Source organism: Thermocrispum sp. (assembly GCF_002919275.1).
Classification (GTDB): Bacteria; Actinomycetota; Actinomycetes; order Mycobacteriales; family Pseudonocardiaceae; genus Thermocrispum; species Thermocrispum agreste.
In genome coordinates this window covers 1-16,795 of the sequence record NZ_PKFA01000052.1, presented here as the reverse complement: position 1 = coordinate 16,795, position 16,795 = coordinate 1, and the positions used below count along the sequence as shown (strand labels likewise).

Annotated in this window: 14 protein-coding genes and 1 tRNA gene; 8 read left to right on the top strand and 7 right to left on the bottom strand. The window is 69.2% G+C overall.

The features are described from left to right. The first annotated feature begins 145 nt into the window (after positions 1–145). On the top strand, positions 146–643 hold the full coding sequence (locus CXP56_RS12650) for a helix-turn-helix domain-containing protein (RefSeq protein ID WP_479267899.1): 498 nt from the start codon (positions 146–148) through the stop codon (positions 641–643). 40 nt (positions 644–683) lie between these two features. Here the strand turns inward: CXP56_RS12650 and CXP56_RS12645 are convergent, their stop codons facing one another. Then, on the bottom strand, positions 684–2,201 hold the full coding sequence (locus CXP56_RS12645) for a flavin-containing monooxygenase (protein ID WP_286901245.1): 1,518 nt from the start codon (positions 2,199–2,201) through the stop codon (positions 684–686). 141 nt (positions 2,202–2,342) lie between these two features. Between CXP56_RS12645 and CXP56_RS12640 the strand changes: the two genes are divergently transcribed. After that, positions 2,343–2,948 (top strand): TetR/AcrR family transcriptional regulator, encoded by a 606-nt coding sequence (locus CXP56_RS12640; RefSeq protein ID WP_286901244.1) that lies wholly within the window; start codon positions 2,343–2,345, stop codon positions 2,946–2,948. A 126-nt stretch (positions 2,949–3,074) separates the two neighbouring features. Next, positions 3,075–3,590, top strand: a complete 516-nt coding sequence (locus CXP56_RS12635; RefSeq protein WP_286901243.1) for a hypothetical protein — start codon at positions 3,075–3,077, stop codon at positions 3,588–3,590. A 127-nt stretch (positions 3,591–3,717) separates the two neighbouring features. Here CXP56_RS12635 and CXP56_RS12630 read toward each other — a convergent pair whose 3' ends face one another. Beyond that, positions 3,718–3,945, bottom strand: coding sequence for a DUF3618 domain-containing protein (locus tag CXP56_RS12630; RefSeq protein ID WP_028847946.1), 228 nt, complete (start codon positions 3,943–3,945; stop codon positions 3,718–3,720). 142 nt (positions 3,946–4,087) lie between these two features. On the opposite strand from CXP56_RS12630, the gene CXP56_RS12625 reads away from it, so the two are divergent. From CXP56_RS12625 to CXP56_RS12605, 5 genes are all read left to right on the top strand, one after another. After that, positions 4,088–4,170, top strand: a tRNA-Leu gene (locus tag CXP56_RS12625). Positions 4,171–4,654: 484 nt separating this feature from the next. Further along, a complete protein-coding gene (locus CXP56_RS12620; protein ID WP_028847945.1) occupies positions 4,655–5,614 on the top strand; it encodes a metal ABC transporter substrate-binding protein in 960 nt (319 codons plus the stop codon). Further along, positions 5,611–6,408 carry a metal ABC transporter ATP-binding protein gene (locus CXP56_RS12615; RefSeq protein WP_286901242.1) on the top strand — a complete coding sequence of 266 codons (798 nt, stop codon included), beginning with the start codon at positions 5,611–5,613 and terminating at the stop codon, positions 6,406–6,408. Before CXP56_RS12620 ends, CXP56_RS12615 begins: the two co-directional genes overlap by 4 nt. Beyond that, a complete protein-coding gene (locus CXP56_RS12610; RefSeq protein ID WP_028847943.1) occupies positions 6,405–7,340 on the top strand; it encodes a metal ABC transporter permease in 936 nt (311 codons plus the stop codon). The genes CXP56_RS12615 and CXP56_RS12610 overlap by 4 nt, the downstream gene beginning before the upstream one ends. After that, entirely contained in the window at positions 7,337–8,224 is an 888-nt protein-coding gene (locus CXP56_RS12605) for a metal ABC transporter permease (RefSeq protein ID WP_028847942.1), read from the top strand. The genes CXP56_RS12610 and CXP56_RS12605 overlap by 4 nt, the downstream gene beginning before the upstream one ends. Here the strand turns inward: CXP56_RS12605 and CXP56_RS12600 are convergent. From CXP56_RS12600 to CXP56_RS12580, 5 genes are all read right to left on the bottom strand, one after another. Continuing rightward, positions 8,217–8,894 carry a metal-dependent transcriptional regulator gene (locus CXP56_RS12600; RefSeq protein ID WP_028847941.1) on the bottom strand — a complete coding sequence of 226 codons (678 nt, stop codon included), beginning with the start codon at positions 8,892–8,894 and terminating at the stop codon, positions 8,217–8,219. The genes CXP56_RS12605 and CXP56_RS12600 overlap by 8 nt on opposite strands. 915 nt (positions 8,895–9,809) lie before the next feature. Continuing rightward, entirely contained in the window at positions 9,810–10,184 is a 375-nt protein-coding gene (locus tag CXP56_RS12595; protein WP_028847940.1) for a beta/gamma crystallin domain-containing protein, read from the bottom strand. A gap of 684 nt (positions 10,185–10,868) precedes the next feature. Continuing rightward, positions 10,869–11,234: a beta/gamma crystallin domain-containing protein gene (locus CXP56_RS12590; RefSeq protein WP_051310274.1), complete on the bottom strand. Its 366-nt coding sequence runs from the start codon at positions 11,232–11,234 to the stop codon at positions 10,869–10,871. A gap of 336 nt (positions 11,235–11,570) precedes the next feature. Further along, entirely contained in the window at positions 11,571–11,933 is a 363-nt protein-coding gene (locus tag CXP56_RS12585; protein ID WP_286901240.1) for a hypothetical protein, read from the bottom strand. Between the two features lie 247 nt (positions 11,934–12,180). Beyond that, a complete protein-coding gene (locus CXP56_RS12580; protein WP_286901239.1) occupies positions 12,181–16,194 on the bottom strand; it encodes an NACHT and WD repeat domain-containing protein in 4,014 nt (1,337 codons plus the stop codon). Positions 16,195–16,795: the final 601 nt, after the last annotated feature.

The window sequence follows — 16,795 nt, the reverse complement described above, 5'->3', positions numbered from 1 at the left end:
TGCCGCCGGGAACGGGGCCGGAGTCCGCGCGTCAGTGGATCGGCGCGATCGGCTGGCTCTACCGTCAGGCCTTGTTCTGCCCGCGCTGCGCAGGACACCTCACCGGTATGGCGGAACGCACACGATCCCCCGCCGTTTTCGCGTCATGCCTTTCCAGCGCCTGCATCTCACTGCCGTGCACGTCAATGGCGAGCTTTATCAGCAGACGTTGGGCAAGGAACTGCGCCTGCTACGGAAACGCCGTGGCTGGACCCGCAAGCAGCTCAACGAGCGCCTGCAGAGCGACATCTCGCTCCAGACGCTGGCGACGTACGAACTCGGCACCAGGCAGTGCTCGGTCGTCCGCTTGACGGAGATCTGCGTGGCGCTCGGCGAGCAGCCGCACGAACTGCTGGCGCGGGTGGACCGGGCGGTGTTCGCGCCCGGCGACGTGCAAGTCGACCTCGCCAAGGTGGCCGTCACCGACGAGCCGGAGCTGCTCCCGTTGCGCCGCTGGGCGGCCGACAGGCTGGCCCAGCCGCATGCGAACGCCCAGGTGCGCCTCAACCGGGCGGCGATCGAGCACATGGCCGCGTTGTGCGGCTTGTCCCCGGACGCACTGCTGGACCGCCTGAAGCTGTTCACGGTAGGCGACAGCCGGTAGGCACGGGCGCAGGCGCATGCGGCCCGCAAGCGCCTGCGACTCAGCGGACCGCCGCGGCCGCTGGCTGGACGAGCTCGAACTCGCTCGGGTCGACCGATCGGGTCTGCAGGTAGTAGCGCCAGGTGAAACCCGGCCAGATGGTGCGGTTCACCCCCTGCGCGTCCAGGTAATAGCTGGTGCAGCCGCCGGTGCTCCACACGCCCTTGGCCAGTCTCCGCTGGATGTCGCGCTGGAACGCCTCCTGGGCCTCCGGGCGCACCCGCAGCGCCAGCGCACCGTTCGACTCGACCAGCCGGATGGCGTCCAGCACGTAGCGGATCTGTGCCTCGATCATGAACACCACGGAGTTGTGCCCGAGGCCGGTGTTCGGACCGAGCAGGAAGAACAGGTTGGGGAACCCCTCGACACAGATGCCGCGATGGGTCTGCATGCCGTGGGTGGCCCACTGCTTGGCCAGGTCGCGGCCGTCCTCGCCGACGATGGACAGGTGGTCGAAGGCGTCGGTCACGTGGAAGCCGGTGCCGTAGACGATGGCGTCGGCATCGTGCTCGACGCCCGCCCCGTCGACGATGCTGTGCGCACGTACCTCGGCGATGCCGCTGTCGACCACCTCGACGTTGTCCCGTGCCAGCGCCGGGTAGTAGTCGTTGGACATCAGCACCCGCTTGCAGCCCATCACGTAGTCCGGTGTGAGCTTCGCCCGCAGCTGCGGGTCCTTGACGGCCTTCGCGATGTGCCGCTCGCCGATCTTGGACGCGAGCTTGAGCAGCCACGGGTGCCCGTTGAACCCCACCGCCCTGGCCTCCAGCATCCAGTACAGGCCGGCCCGCACCAGCCGCTGCACGCCCGGCACGGTGCGGAACATCGTCCGCATCCACTGCGGGACGGGGCGGTCCGGCTTCGGCAGCACCCATGGCGGCGTGCGCTGGAAGACCGTCAACTTGCCCACCAGTGGCGCGATCTCGGGGACGAACTGCACCGCGCTGGCACCGGTGCCGATCACCGCGACGCGCTTGCCGCGGAGGTCGTAGTCGTGGTCCCAGTTCGCCGAGTGGAACGCCGTGCCCTGGAAGTGCTCGATCCCCGGCAGCCGCGGGATGTTCGGGATGTGCAGCGCCCCGACCCCGCTGACCAGGAAGCGACCCCGGTAGGTGCGGCCCGCGGTGTCCTGGACCGACCAGAGACCCTCGTCGGCGTCCCAGCGCGCGCTCACCATCTCCCGGCCGAAGCGGATGAACCGCCACAGGTCGTACTTGTCGGCCAGGCGCTTCAGGTAGGCCCAGATCTCCTGCTGGCCGGAGAACCACCGGGACCAGTCGGGGTTCTGCTCGAACGAGAACGAGTACATGTGCGACTGCACGTCGCACGCGCACCCCGGGTAAGTGTTGTCGCGCCACGTGCCGCCGATGTCGTCTGCCTTCTCGAGGATGACGAAGTCGTCCCGGCCCGCCTTGCGCAGCTGGATGGCCATTCCCAGGCCGGAGAACCCGGTGCCGACGATCACCACGGTGGCGCGTTCGGTCGCGCCTGCCTCCTCGATCGCGCCTGGTGCGGTCATTCCCGGCCTCCGTCCTCGATCCCATGCCAAAGGTGTTACCGACGGTTCACCTTACCGGAAGTAAGTTGTACCGGATAGAGTGCGGGAATGGTTTCCTCGTCCCAGCACGGCATGTCCTCGCAGGAGGGCAAACGCAAGCGCATGCCGCGCGCGGAGCGCGAGCAGCAGATGATCGCCGTCGCCGTGGAAGTGTTCGCCGAACACGGCTTCCTCGCCGCGTCGATGGACGACATCGCCGCACGGGTCGGCGTCTCCAAGCCGATGCTGTACGAGTACTTCGACTCGAAAGAAGGCTTGCTGGTGGCGGCGTTGCGCCACGCCAGGACCGAGCTGCACCGGACCGTCGAACAGGCGCTGGCCGACGCGTCCTCGGCCGAGGATGCACTGCGGCAGGGGCTGCTGGCCTACTTCACGTTCATGGCGCAGCGACGACAGGCCTGGTCGCTGCTCCGCCAGGAGCTTGGCGCCCTCGGTCCGGCGGCGGCAGAGGAGGTCGAAACGATCCGCCGCCAGCAAACTCAGCTGCACATGCGTTACCTCCGTCACTACGCTCCGTACACAACGGAGGACGAGATCGAGGTCGCGGCCGAGATCATCGTGGGCGGATGCGAACGCCTGGCTGCATGGTGTGATCGCCACCATGGCGTCTCACCCGAACGCGCGACACAATATGCATGGAACGTGATCTGGGGAGGACTATCCGCCCTGGGCGCTGGGGACACGGACAGTGATGGTGACCGTGCGTAGCGCTCAGGGGCCGCTACTTGGCGTAACCGGGTATCGGCCATCCGGGTTGTTTCTCGTTCCGCGTCATGAGTTCGGACGGCAGCTCTCTCGTCAGTGACCCACACTGCACGAGAAGGGGGTGGGGACATGGAGGCCATCACAGCGACATACGTCCAGGACGACGCCGACTGGACGATCACCGTGAGCGGGCGGGGGAAGACGCTCACCGCACACGCACCAGGCATCATCGCGGCCCGCGACATGGCCGATCAACTCGCCGAGCAGCTCGCCCCCGATGCCGAGAAGCGCACCGTCGTGCACTTGCTCAACGGCAGCGCCCTGCATTTCACCGCCGCCTATCTCGAGGCGCGCATGGGCCGGGCCAACGGCACCGCTGCGCAGGCCGACGATCAGGCGAGTGGCGCCACCGAGCAGAGCGCCTCGCCGGGCCAGGCGCCGGCGGCCGACGAGCGCGACGAGGCATCGGTCCCCCAGCAGCCTGCGAAGGCCACCGAGCGCAAGCCGCCTGCCGCGCAGGCGGGCCAGCGGGCATCCGCGGGGCGGCCAGGCGCCCGGACGCATGAGGAGGAGGCGCAGGCGAAGCCCGACTCCGGCGAACCGGAAGGCGCTGCGCCGGTGTCCGCCGCCGTCAACCACGCCTGAGGCGACGACAGAGCACCAGGGTCCGACAGGACCCCCGACAGCCAGGCCCGCCGAGCACCCGGCGTCGGCCGGCTGTCACACCGTGCGCGGGCAGCATGCCGGCACGGCGCCGCTCACCGCGCCGATGTCAGCCGCGGCGGAACAGCTTGCGCATGACGAGCAGCACCATCAGGGCGCCGGCCGCGATCAGCGAGTACTTCACCGCGGGCCGGTCCAGCGTGGCCCGCACGGAGGACTTGGCGTTCTCGGCGAGCCGCTTCGGGCTCGCCTTCGTGCCGAGCTGGTCCAGGGTCTCCGCGAGCGCTTCCCGCGCCCTCTCGATGTCTCGCTCGATCGCTTCCTGATCGCGGACCACGTAACCTCCTCAGCTCGTGCCGGCCTCCGGCCGTCGCCGGTCACCGACAGGCTAGATCACCGGCACCCCATTGCCTCGGCAGGGACGCACGTGTCGGCGGCGCGTCCACCGCACGACCGGTGATCTAGCATGAGGAGGGTACGCGGGAGTGGCGTAATTGGCAGCCGCGCGGCGTTTAGGTCGCCGTGTCCTTCGGACGTGTGGGTTCGAATCCCACCTCCCGCACTCGGTCAGCGAGTGCGCCGCAACCGGCGCGCTGTCCCGGCCCCTTCCCTTTCCCGGCACATCGTGGCCGATCCGCGCGGATGTTCGCGGCCGTGGCAGCTCCGTGCTCGCGGCATGCGGTTTGCCCGCCCGGTCACGGCGCTGGTGGATGCGGCCGGGTTGGGTGAGCCGGCCGCCTCACGGTGCAGCTCGCCGGACGGGCAACCGCGCGCGGAGGCCGAGGAGACAGCAACCGGGCATGCGTTGCCCTGGCTGCCGCAACCGGACATCGCGTTGCCCTGGCTGCCGTGACGGTCTCCAGCGGGTTGCTGCCACGGGCCACATGCCGCTCGTTCCCGGCAGGCTCGCGACCAGCGCCCGTGCACGCGGAAATTCGCTGTAGCTCACACCGAGATTTCGACGACACGAAGCTTCAGTTGCACTTGCTAAACTCTAAAACTACGTCTCGTCAAACAAACGAGTTCTACGGACCGAGAGGCGTCGCATGTCAGGGCGTTCCCGAGTCATCGCGGCACTTGTCGCGGTGGCCTGCGCCGTGCTGACGCTGACCGGGTGCGCGGCTTTCGCGGAGAGTGCGTACGGGCGCACCGGGCACGGCGGGCTCACGGTCTACGCGACAACGGGCTACCTCGCCGACGCGGTGGCGAACGTCGCCCCCCGCGCGCAGGTGGTGACCATGGTCGGCCCGGGCGGCGATCCGCACACCTACCAGCCGTCCACCAGGGACATCCAGCAGCTCCAGGACGCCGATCTGGTGCTGTGGAACGGGCTCGGCCTGGAAGCACACATGGCCGACCAGCTCCGCAGCCTCGGCGACAAGCAGCTGGCCGTGGCCGAGCTGCTGCCCGAGCGGCTGCTGCTGCGGCTGCCGGAAACCGACGCGCACGGCAATCCGCTGCACGATCCGCACGTCTGGAACAGCCCGGAGGCATGGTCGCTGGTCGTCGGCTACATCGCGGACAAGCTCGCCGAGATCGACCCGGCGAGGGCGGGCGAGTACCGGCGGAACGCCGCCGGATACCAGGCCGAGATCGCCGACGCGGCCGCCGAAGCCGAGAAGCTGCTCGCCGGCGTGCCCGAACCACGGATACTGGTGACCGCGCATGACGCGTTCAACTATTTCGGCAGGACCTACCGCCTGCGCGTCCACGCCACCGACTTCGTGTCCACCGCCGCCGTGCTCAGCGCCGAGGACTTGTCGCAGCTGGCCGAACTGATCGCCACGCACCGGGTTCCGGTGATCTTCCAGGACAACCAGGCCAACCCGCAGGCCATCACCAGCCTGCAGGAGGCCGTCCGGGCACTGGGCTGGCACACCACCATCTCCGGCGAAGAGCTCTATGCCGACTCGCTCGGCGTCGAGCCCGGCGTCGACACCTACCTGGGCGTGTTCCGCCACAACGCCCGCGCGATCGCGGACGCCCTGGCGAAGGGGGAGGCATGACCATCGCGTCGACGTCGCACGAAGACGTGCTCGCGCAGGGCCAGGCGGAGTACGCCTGCGTGACCAGGAACCTGTCTGTGGCCTACCGAGACGAGCTGATCCTGCGCAACGTCGACCTCCGGGTTCCGCGCGGCGTGGTGATGGGCGTCGTCGGCCCGAACGGAGCGGGCAAGTCGACGTTGATCAAGGCCATGCTGGGCCTGGTGAAGCCGCTGACCGGAACCACGGAATTCTTCGGCCGCCCGTTGGCCAAGGTCCGGCAGCGCGTCGGCTACATGCCGCAGTCGGCCACCGTGGACTGGGACTTCCCCACCACGGTCCAGGACGTGGTGCTGATGGGCACGTACGGCTCGCTCGGCTGGCTGCGCAGGCCGGGCAAGGCCGAACGGGCCAGGGCCATGGCGGCCATGGCCCAGACCGGCATCGCCGACCTCGCGTCCCGGCAGATCGGCGAGCTGTCCGGCGGGCAGCGCCAGCGGGTGTGCCTCGCCCGCGCGCTGGTGCAGTCCCCCGACTTGTTCTTCATGGACGAACCGTTCCAGGGCGTCGACGCCAAAAGCCAGCAAGCCATCGTCGGCGTCCTGCACACGCTCCGCGAACAGGGCAAGACGGTCGTCATCGTGCACCACGACCTTATGACGGTGCGCGACTACTGCGACCACGTCACGCTGCTCAACCGGCGCGTCGTCGCCTCCGGGCCGGCTGCGGACGCCTTCACCAAGGAGGCCATCCGCACCACCTACGACGTGACCGACGACGACGGCTTCCTGGACTCCCTGGCGTTCGTGTCATGACCGTGCTCGAGTTCTTCGCCGACCACACCTACCGGATGGTCCTGGCCGGAACGGTGACCATCGGGTTCGTCGCCGGTGCGCTCGGCAGCTTCGCCTATCTCCGCAAGCAATCGCTGATCAGCGACGTCATCGCACACGCCGCGCTGCCCGGCACGCTCGTGGCTTTCCTGGCCGCGGTGGCCGTGGCCGGCACCGGAGGGCGCAGCATGCTCGTGCTGATCACGGGCGCGGTGCTGGCCGGAACGATCGCCGTGGCGTTCGCCAACCACGTCGCGCGCACGTCCAAGGTCGGCATCGACACTGCGATGGCCGTGGCCCTGACCGTCTTCTTCGGGGCGGGCATGCTGCTGTTGCGGATCATCGCCAACGGCGAGTTCCCCGGCAAGGGCGGCATTCAGGACTACCTGTTCGGCAACGCCTCGGTCATCACCACCGCCGACTTCGTCACCAGCCTCGTGGTCGGCATGCTCGCGCTCGGGCTGATGGTGCTGTTCTGGAAGGAGTTCGCCCTTCGCACCTTCGACCCCGACCAGAGCACCGCGCTGGGATTCCGGGCAGGCGTGATCGACACGCTGATGTTCACCACGATCGTGATCGCCACCGTGATCGGGGTGAAGGCCGTGGGGCTGGTGCTGATGGTCGCCTTCGTGGTCACCCCGCCTGCCGCCGCTCGCCAGTGGACTCGCACCCTGCGCGGCATGGTGTGGTTGTCGGCGGCCTTCGGCGCGGTGGGCAGCGGGGTCGGCGCCTGGCTGTCCATCCTGCTCGGCACCGTGCCGACCGGCCCGTTGATCGTGCTCACCCTGTTCGCGATCTTCCTTGTCTCGCTGCTGGCCTCGCCGCGCCGCAGCATCGTCGTCACCGTGCTGTCCAGGCGGCGGGCACGGGCCGCACTGAAGCGGGAGCTGACCGGCGAAGGAGCGAACACATGACCTTCGTCGCAGGCACCGCCCTGCTCGCCGTGGTCACCGCGCTCGCCTGTGCGCTGCCCGGCGTGTTCGTCGTGCTGCGCAAGGACTCGATGCTCGTCGACGCGATCAGCCACGCGGTGCTCCCCGGCATCGTGGTCGGGTACTTCCTCACCCGTGACCTGGAGTCCCCCTTGCTGATCGTCGGTGCCGCACTCGCCGGGCTGCTGGTGGCCGTCGGCAGCGAATGGCTCTGCCGTACCGGCCTGCTCACCGGCGACGCCCCGCAAGGCCTGGTCTTCCCTGCCCTGTTCAGCGCAGGCGTCATCCTGGTGACGACCAACTTCGCCAACATCCACCTGGACACCCACGCAGTGCTGGTCGGCGATCTCAACCTGGCCGCGTGGGACCAGCTCACCGTCGGCGGAGTCTCGATCGGGCCCACGTACCTCTACGTGATGCTCGCCGTGCTGGGGTTCGACTGCGCGTTCCTGGCCGTGAGCTACTCGCGGCTGAAGGTCACCACGTTCGACCCGCAGTTCGCCGCCAGCGTGGGTGTCCGCACCGGGGTGGTGAACACGGCCTTCATGTTCGTCGTCTCGCTGACCGTGACCGCGGCCTTCCACGCTGCGGGCGCGATCCTGGTCATCGCGCTGATGATCGTCCCGCCGGCCACCGCGTATCTGCTCAGCAGGCGGCTGCCGACGATGATCATGTCGACCGCGGTGATCGCCGTGACCGGAGCACTGGCCGGATTCTGGCTGGCGTACTTGCTCGACGCCGCAACCAGCGCCGGGATGGCCGTCTTCTTCGGGCTGATCTTCGTCGCCGTGCACGTCGCGTCGCGCTTGGCGCGGCACCTGCGGCATCGCCGCCGCGCCGGGCGCACCCCGGCGCCGGTCAGCTGAGCTGGGAAACCCACACGGCGTCGGTGGCCGAGCGGCCCAGCGGCAGGACGGCGCCGCTGGCTTCCACCTCGACCTCGACGGTGTCGGAGAACGGGGCGGCAGGCCGGGTGCGCAGGATCGTCCGATAGCCGATGCCGTTGTCGGCCAGGTACTGCAGCAGCTTGGGGTCGTCGTCGGCGATGCGTTCCACCCGGGCCCGCTTGTTGGGCCCGAAGTCGCTCAGGGACACCGCGTCCACTTTCTCCACCGTCCCGTCGGCACGCGGGATCGGGTCGCCGTGCGGATCGCGGGCCGGGTGCCCCAAGTGCTCGTCGATGCGCTCGATCAGGAAGTCGGACACCGCGTGTTCCAGCGTCTCGGCCTCGTCGTGCACCTGGTCCCACCGGTAGCCGAGCACTTCGACCAGGAAGGCTTCGATCAGCCGGTGCCTGCGCACCATGGCCACCGCGTGCGCCCGCCCCTCCGGGGTCAGGGCCACCGCGCCGTAGCGGGCGTGCTCGAGCAGGCCCTGCTCGGTGAGCTTGCGAATGGCGTCCGAGGCCGTCGACAGCTTGACACCGACACGCGCAGCCAGGGTCGATGCGGTGACGGGTTCGTCAGACCATTCCCCGAGGCTCCACACCGCTTTCAGGTAGTTCTGACTGCTCGCCGAAAGCGCGGACACCGACATGGGTTTCAGGCTATCAACAGCACATGACGACCAGGCGAACTCAGCACGTCCGGTCGACGGCACGCGACCGCCGCTCACCTCGCCATTCACCTCCTGAGCCGGCACACCGATCAGGCGCTCCGCGGCAGCAGCCGACAGCAACGCGGACCGGCCGGTGCAGCCGCGAATCCGGGCTCGTGACGGCCTCATCCGTCTGCGGCATGGCCGACGGCCGGTCCACGTCAGGCCATCGCGATCCCGTTTCACTGCGTGCGCGCCGGGATGACCGGGCCAGATGGACGTCCCGTGGTGCTCGGCCGACCGGGCCGCTACCCGCGTTACCGAGTCGCATGACGCGGTAGCAGCCTGGGTTTGGTGACCCAACCGATTGCCGCCCCACGCGATCGCTCCCGTTCGCACGGCAGCAGCACAGGTGCGCAAGGCCGGTGGACCTGCACGATTCGACGCCCCCGAACCATCGGGTCGTTCTACGGCACCCGACTGACTGCTGCCTCGGTAGTTGCACGGCACCCGGCTGATTGCGGCAGCGGTACCGCCTGCACACCGTGAGCGATCAGGCGGCGATCACATCCATTACCGGAAACCGTCGCCGGCTTCGAACTCCGACATCGTCATTCTGCGGGCAGACCGGGCCCAGGAAACAAAATTCATCACGCCGACCGGCGCACTCAGCCGCCACCCGATATCACTGTCGCTCGGTTACCGGTGAGTCAGGTCCGAAAGGGCACCATGTTTGCCCGAACTTCCCGGCACTTGGACCAGGTGTTTCCGGATCGTCAGCCGGTATTCAGGAAAGCCCGGAGACCATACCAACGAACGCACCAGCAACGAAGAGCAGGCGGGGCAATTCCGGCATCGCCGGGTACCCCGCCTGCTCACCCGCGGCATCATCCGCGGACGACCACAAGGCCGACGTCACACGATACGGATCGCTTCGATGCGCACGCCGCCCGGGTGGTTCGGCCACCGCATCGTGGTCCACTTGTTGATCGGCTGCGCGGGCTGCCACCTGCCGTCGCCGTACCACTGGACGCGGTTGTTGCCCGTCCAGATCTTGGTCACCCAATACCTGTCGGCGACTTCGTCGGGCGGGATCCAGTACGTCCCGCCGTTGGCGAAGCACCACTGGCTGTCCGGACGGCCCGTCGGGTGCATCCACACCCGAGTGAACTCTCCCTGCTGTCCCGGCGGGCACGGAACCGTGTTGATGGCGGCAGCAGAGCCGGCATTCAGCAACGTGGCAGCCACCACGGCGGCAACCACACCTGCCAATTTACGAAGAAAGTTCATGAAATCTCCGTGTCACAGACCAAAGAAGTAACGCCCACCCACACAGGAATCGGATGGTGAGCGACACGGCAAAGCGTAGCACGACCACTGAATGACCCGGCATCCTACGAACGTCGAATCCCATCGACCGGCGACAGCAAACGCGAACAGTCGTCAATTCTCGCTATCCGCAATCGCGATTCGACAAATGCCACTCGATCGACAACATAATAGCCAAAGCAGACATCGTGCCAGTCAAGCGACATGACACCGGACCCCACCGCCTGGCCGTGCCGTCGCTGCTCACCGGCTGCGGGAAGCCGCCATGCCCTGGGATGGCCCCGGCATGACGCGCAGAACATCGCGCACCGCGTCGACAGCAAACGAGTGCGCACCGAGTCGTCGTCCCGGTGTCCAGTCGACGGACCCGGACCGAACACCGGGGCACCATGCCGTCGCTGCGCCCCGGCCGACGATCAGCACGGAGAAGTGCTCCGGATCGCACTCCGCATCCTGACGGTGGCGTGCGGCCACCGCCGGCCGTCGGCCGGCACCGCGCCGTCCGGCTCCGGATCTCGCCTCCCGCATCGAGCACCGTCAGCCCACCGGATCACCGACCGGATCCAAGGGGAAGGAACCGGGTGAAGTCCCCAGCCAATGCCGCGGGCTCACCCGGTCCGCCCGCCTCGGCCGCCTATCAGCGGGTCACACGATCCTGATGCCGTTGATGCGCACTCCGCCGGGGTGATTCGGCCACCGCATCGTGGTCCACTTGTTGATCGGTTGCGAGGGCTGCCAGCGACTGTCACCGAACCACTGAACGCGGTTGTTCCCGGTCCAGATCCGCGTCACCCACCAACGGCCATTCCAAATTTCTTCGCCGCCATTCGCGTAGCAGTAGTCCCTGTCCTTTTGGTTCTCATAGTGCATCCTGACACGAACGAACTCATCGCTGTTGCACGGCACTTGGTCGATTGCGGCAGCCGTCCCCGGATTCACCACCGTAGCCGTCACCGCCGCAGCCACCAACGCACCACAACGCCGAAGGAAAATTTTCACCCCGAACTCCATCACACAGTACCATGGACCGAACAGGTCCATCCGTCAGCCAAATTCACGCAATACTGAGAAAGGTCCCCGCGCCGGTCAGCCTTGCCGGCGAGAACCAGCCGGCCACGATCGAACCATCGACCCGGAACGCCAACCGCATCCGTTCACCGGCTGTCCCACCCGGTGCGGAGCGTCGGCGTGCCCTGACGAGTCCGGCGCGGGAGCGACGACCGGCGGCAAGGTGCGTCCACTCAGGGCCGGCGCTGCACCAGCTCTGCAGCCCGCGCTTCGCCACACTCGCGGACACGAGTCCGGCGCAGCATCGCCGCCCCTGGGTGCCGTCAGCAAGTCACATCGTCACACGATTCTGATGCCGTTGATGCGCACTCCGCCGGGATGATTCGACCACCCGAACACCGTCCACTTGTTGATCGGCTGCGCGGGCTGCCACCGCCCGTCGCCGAACCATTGAACACGATTGTTCCCGGTCCAGATCTGCGTCACCCACCATTGGGACGATGACCACGTCACCTCGCCACCATTGGCAAAACACCAGTAGGTTTCCCGGGGGGGCTCCAGACTGTGATGTATCTCGATACGCACGAACTCGTTGTTGTTGCACGGCACTTGGTCGATCGCGGCGGCCGTACCCGGATTCACCACAGCCGCCGTCACCGCCGCAGCCACCAACGCTCCACAACGCCGAAAGAAGTTTTTCACCCACACTCCATCCACACAGCAGCATCGAATACTGACATGAAGTAGCTTTGCGGCTACTCAACGTACTGAGTCGAAGGCGCGTTACCGATCAGTCATGGCCGAACGGGAACCGAGCCCTCCCGAACGACCTCCATCTCACGAGAGGTCTGCACAGTCCTGCCTGGTGCCGCTGTGCCCACGCCACATCCGTCGCGAGGCGACGTGATCACGACATCGCCGGCGGTCCCGTGCCCTCACCCGGGCGACCTCAGCACGGCGGGTCGTAGTCCTGGTACGGCACGTACCGTGCCCAGGCCGCTTCCGTCAGCACCGAGGCCGTCTTCGCACAAATGCGCGCGACGCTGCGCGAAACCCGCAGGTCCCACAGGCGCGCGGTCCCGTCGCTGCTCACGGAAACCGCTTCCCCGCTGCCGGTCATCGCGACGTCCTCGATGATGCCGCTGTGCCCGGGCAACGACATCGCGCCCCGGTTCGGCAACGTCCAGATCCGCACCGTCCGGTCGTAGCTTCCGGTGACCAGCCGCTGCCCGTCCGGCCCGAACGCCAGCGCCGTGACCCCGTCGGCATGACCGCGCAGCGGCGCGCCCATCGCCGTCGGACTGTCCGGGTTCCGGACGTCCCACAGCCGCACGGTGCGGTCACCGCTCGCCGTCGCCAGCACCGCACCGTCGGGACGGAACGCCACCGCCCACACCGGTCCGCTGTGCGCCCGCAACGGCTTGCCGATCCGGCGCGGGTTCGCCGGATCGCTGACGTCCCACAACATCACCGTCTTGTCGAACGCGGCGGTCGCCAGGATCGGCTTGCGCGGGCTGAACGCCGCCGACGTCACGTACGTCGCCTGCCCCGTGTCGAGCATGCTCACCGGCTGCGGGTCCGCCGGGTCGGTGATGTCGTAGAAACGCAGGACGCTGCCCCGCACCACGACGAGCACCTTGCCGTCGCGGCTGAAGTATCCGCTGCTGCCCTCCAGCGGCCTGCCGACCGGCTCCGGCGAGCCCGGGTCGGCGACCCGCCACAGCTGCAACTGCTCGTCGTCGCTGCCGACCGCCAGCAACGTGCCGCTCGGGTCGAACTGGAGGTGGCCGACCACGCCGCGCGGTCCGGCCAACGACGGCCCCACCGGCCGCGGGCGGCGGTCCGGCCCCACCCGCCACAGCTGGGCCGCTTGATCCGCGCCCCCGGTGGCCAGCAGCCCGCCGTCCGGGCTGACCGCGACCGAGGCCACCCCGTCGGCATGCGCCGGAAGCAGCCGTGGCGGCAGCGCCCACAGCCTGGTGATCCCGTCCTCGCTGGCGGTCAGCAGGTGCTCGCCGTCGGGACTGAACTCCACGGCGTAGACGATGCCGCTGGCCGCCGCCAGCGGGCGCCCGAGCGGCCCGGCGCGCTCCGGGCGGGCGACGTTCCACAACCGCGCGGTCCCGTCCGAGCTGGCCGAGGCGAGGATACGGCCGTCCGGGCTGAACGACAGCTCCCACACCAGGCCTTCGTGACCGGACAGCGGGCCGCCGATCGGTTCGGGCTTGCTCGGGTCGCGCACGTCCCACAGCTGCACCGTGCCGTCCTCGACGCCCACCGCAAGCGTCTCGCCGTCCGGGCTGAACACCGTGGCGTGCACCTTGTCCGACGCGCCGCGCAACGGCCCGCCCAGCGCCGACAGCCTGCCGTCGCGCACCCGCCACAACCGTGCGTCGTGGTCGTCGCTCCCGCTGGCCAGCAGGCTTCCGTCGGCCGAGAACGCCACCGATCGCACCGCCCTGGTGTGCCCGGTGAGGTCCTGCCGCCAGCGCGGGTGCGCCGGGTCGGACACGTCCCAGATGCGCACCGAGCCGTCGCCGTGCGCGGACGCCATCAGCTTGCCGTCCGGGCTGAAGTGGATCATGTAGACGATGCCGTGGTGGCCGTCGAGCGGCTCACCGAGCTGCTTGGCGTGTTCCGGGTCGCGGACGTCCCACAGCCGGATCGTGCCGTCCTCGCCCGCGGTGGCCAGCGTGCGGCCGTCCGGGGTGAACAGCGCGACACCCACCCAGCCTCGATGGCCGGTCAACGGCTCGCCCAGGCGGACCGGGTCGCCGTCGTCGGGCAGCCGCCACAGTTGCACCGTCCGGTCCTCGCTGGCGGTGGCCAGCACCTTCCCGTCCGGCCGGAACTTGCCGAGGTAGACCGCCGCGCTGTGGCCACGAAGCGGGGTCGCCAGCGGTGCATGCTGCATGGCCAGCAGGCGACCGTTAACCACGGGGTCGTCCGGCCGCTCGCGGTGCGCGATCAGCGCCAGCTGAGCGGCCAGCGACGGGTCCGTGGTCAGCAGGTTGTCGGACGCGGACACAAGCTGCTGGTACTCGGCTTCGTTGCGCTGGTCGATCGCGATCGCCGCGGCGGTCGCCGCGATCAGCGCCAGCACGCAGACCAGGGCGACACCGCCGCGCCGGATCCACCTGCTGCGCCGCGCGGTGCGCGCCGACGCGGCCAGGAACGCCCTGGCGACCGGAGTGGGCTGGACCGCATGCTCGTCCTCGGACAACCGCATGGCCGACTCCAGCCGGGCCCCGCGGTAGAGCAGCGACGAATCACGTCCCTGGTCGTCCCAGGCCTGCGCGTCGGCCTCGAGCCGCTGCCGCAGCACGTTCTCGGCGCGGTTGTCGTCGATCCAGGTGCGCAGCCGTGGCCACGCCTCCAGCAACGCCTCGTGACTGATCTCCACCGCGTTCGCGTCCAGCGTCACCAGGCGGGCGGCCGCGAGCGACTCCAGCGCACGCTCGGTCGCGCGGGCGGTGCCGGTGTCGTCGATTCCGGCCAGCAGCTCGGCGCGGGTGGCCCGGCGGCGGACGTCACGCGTGGTCTCCCCGACCTGCACCAGGCGCAACAGGATGCGCCGCGCGGCGGCCTGCTCGGCGGCGTCCAGGGAATCCCAGGTCCGCTCCGCCGTCGCGGCGACCGCGCCGTGGATGCCACCCGCCGCCCGGTAGCCCGCGATGGTCAGCTTGCCCGCGCTGCGCCGCTGCCAGGTCGCCAGCAGCGCGTGGGACAGCAGCGGCAGCGCCCCGGCGTCGTAGCCCGCGGTGCGGCGCCCGGGGGTGGCCGGGGCGACCTGCGCGCCCAGATCGGCCAGCAGCAGCTCGACCAGGCCCCGTTCCAGCTGCAGGCCGACCGCTTTGGCCGGCCGTATCACCGCGTCCCGCAGCTCCTGCACGGTCATCGCGCCGAGCGCCAGCTGCCTGTCGTGGGTGGCTTCGACGATCGCCGGGTAACGCAGGCAGCGGTCGTAGAAGTCGGCGCGCACCCCGAGCACCACCAAGCCGGGCGCGGGCTCGGCGCGGAATCCCGGGCTCGGCGTGCACATCGCCTGCAGCACCCGCAGGAACAGCACCCGCTCGTCCTCGTCGTCGGTCAGCGTGAACAGCTCTTCGAGCTGGTCGACCACGAGCACGACGCCCGCGCCCTGGCCGCCCTTGCGCTCGGCGAACGCCCGCACCGCGCAGCGCACCTCGGCGGCGAACTGCTCGGTGGCCGGGTCGTCGCCGTCAGCCAGGGCCGAGTCGGCCTTCTTCAGCGGATCGGCCAGCTCGTCGACGACGTTCGCCAGTTCCTTCAGCGGGGCGCGTCCCGGCGTCACGGTCACCACCGGCCACGCCACGGTTTGCCCGTCGGAGAGGGTGCCCGGCGCGAGCTCGAGACCGAGTCCGGCACGCAGCAGCGACGACTTGCCCGCGCCGGACGCACCGACCACGACGACGAACCCGCCGTCGTCCGCGGCTCGCCGGAGCCTGCCGATCAGTTGCTTGGTACTGCGCTCGCGACCGAAGAACCACTCGCTGTCGGACTGCCGGAACGGCGCCAAGCCTCGATAGGGGCATACTCCTTCGTCCGCAACCGCTTGCCCGGTCCCGTCGTCCTTGCGCTCGGCCGCCGCAGCGGCGCCGGTCGGGGTGGCCAGCGCGTCCCGCCACAGTTGCTGCCAGGCGGCGAGGTCGTAGAGACCGTCGAGGACCGGCTTGGCGCGGCGCTTGCGTGCTTCACCGATGAGCACCTGCAGCACCGCCGCCAGGCCGGCGAAGCGCGCGGGCACGTTGCGGCCACGACGCCAATCGCTGATGCGCTGCGCGGTCACTCGTACCGGACGCCCGCGTTCGTCCAGCCGCCGTGCTCGGTGCACCGATTCGGTCACCCGTTTCAACGGCGGGTTCCCGGCTTCGGCGTACAGCAGAGCGAACCGCTCGGCGAAGCGTGCGCGGGGCGTGGTGGCCAGTTCCGAACCTGTCACCTGCCCCTACCGTTCCGGACCGGAAAACGTTTCCAAGCTTGCAAGCAGGCATTTTACGCGTTCGGGCGGTTGGTGCACTTCAGCTGAAACCGCCCGCGCGCGAGGCTGCGTGCTGCGGCCGAGACGGGGGCCGCCGACCGGTCGTATGGGGAGCGCGACCGAGCGGCAGTGGCCGCGTGTCGGCCTGTGGTGCTGGGCAGGGTTGGGGGGCCTGCCCAGCACCACAGTCCTTGTTCCGGGCCTGATCTCACACCAGCGCCGGGTGCAGCGTGACCACACGACGAGCAAGACCACAGACACACTCGTGTGAAGCGCGATCGACGTCGCGACGGGTGGCGTTGTTCCCACAGCAGATCATGTCGGCCACGTACCGAGGTTCCCTGCAGCCGGAAAGGTCCTCGTCTGTTGATCAGCTGGGGCGCCCATGCACTCCTCGGCGTAACTGACGACTGCCGCGCCAAGTCGGACGACATACTGCCCGTAGGCGTGCAGCACGTCAGCACTCGGCACCGCTCACGTTCAACTCACTGAACAAGTGGGCTGGCGGGTTCGCCGACACGGTTGCCGTCGGCGTCCTGTGCGCACTGCTCGGCGCGGGCGT

Bases quoted from the DNA above. Each gene is read 5' to 3' on its own strand.
- CXP56_RS12650 (WP_479267899.1), top strand. From the start codon at position 146: ATGCCTTTCCAGCGCCTGCATCTCACTGCCGTGCACGTCAATGGCGAG.
- CXP56_RS12610 (WP_028847943.1), top strand. From the start codon at position 6,405: ATGACCGTGCTCGAGTTCTTCGCCGACCACACCTACCGGATGGTCCTG.
- CXP56_RS12620 (WP_028847945.1), top strand. From the start codon at position 4,655: ATGTCAGGGCGTTCCCGAGTCATCGCGGCACTTGTCGCGGTGGCCTGC.
- CXP56_RS12615 (WP_286901242.1), top strand. From the start codon at position 5,611: ATGACCATCGCGTCGACGTCGCACGAAGACGTGCTCGCGCAGGGCCAG.
- CXP56_RS12595 (WP_028847940.1), bottom strand. From the start codon at position 10,184: ATGAACTTTCTTCGTAAATTGGCAGGTGTGGTTGCCGCCGTGGTGGCT.
- CXP56_RS12600 (WP_028847941.1), bottom strand. From the start codon at position 8,894: ATGTCGGTGTCCGCGCTTTCGGCGAGCAGTCAGAACTACCTGAAAGCG.
- CXP56_RS12635 (WP_286901243.1), top strand. From the start codon at position 3,075: ATGGAGGCCATCACAGCGACATACGTCCAGGACGACGCCGACTGGACG.
- CXP56_RS12640 (WP_286901244.1), top strand. From the start codon at position 2,343: ATGCCGCGCGCGGAGCGCGAGCAGCAGATGATCGCCGTCGCCGTGGAA.
- CXP56_RS12605 (WP_028847942.1), top strand. From the start codon at position 7,337: ATGACCTTCGTCGCAGGCACCGCCCTGCTCGCCGTGGTCACCGCGCTC.
- CXP56_RS12645 (WP_286901245.1), bottom strand. From the start codon at position 2,201: ATGACCGCACCAGGCGCGATCGAGGAGGCAGGCGCGACCGAACGCGCC.
- CXP56_RS12590 (WP_051310274.1), bottom strand. From the start codon at position 11,234: ATGGAGTTCGGGGTGAAAATTTTCCTTCGGCGTTGTGGTGCGTTGGTG.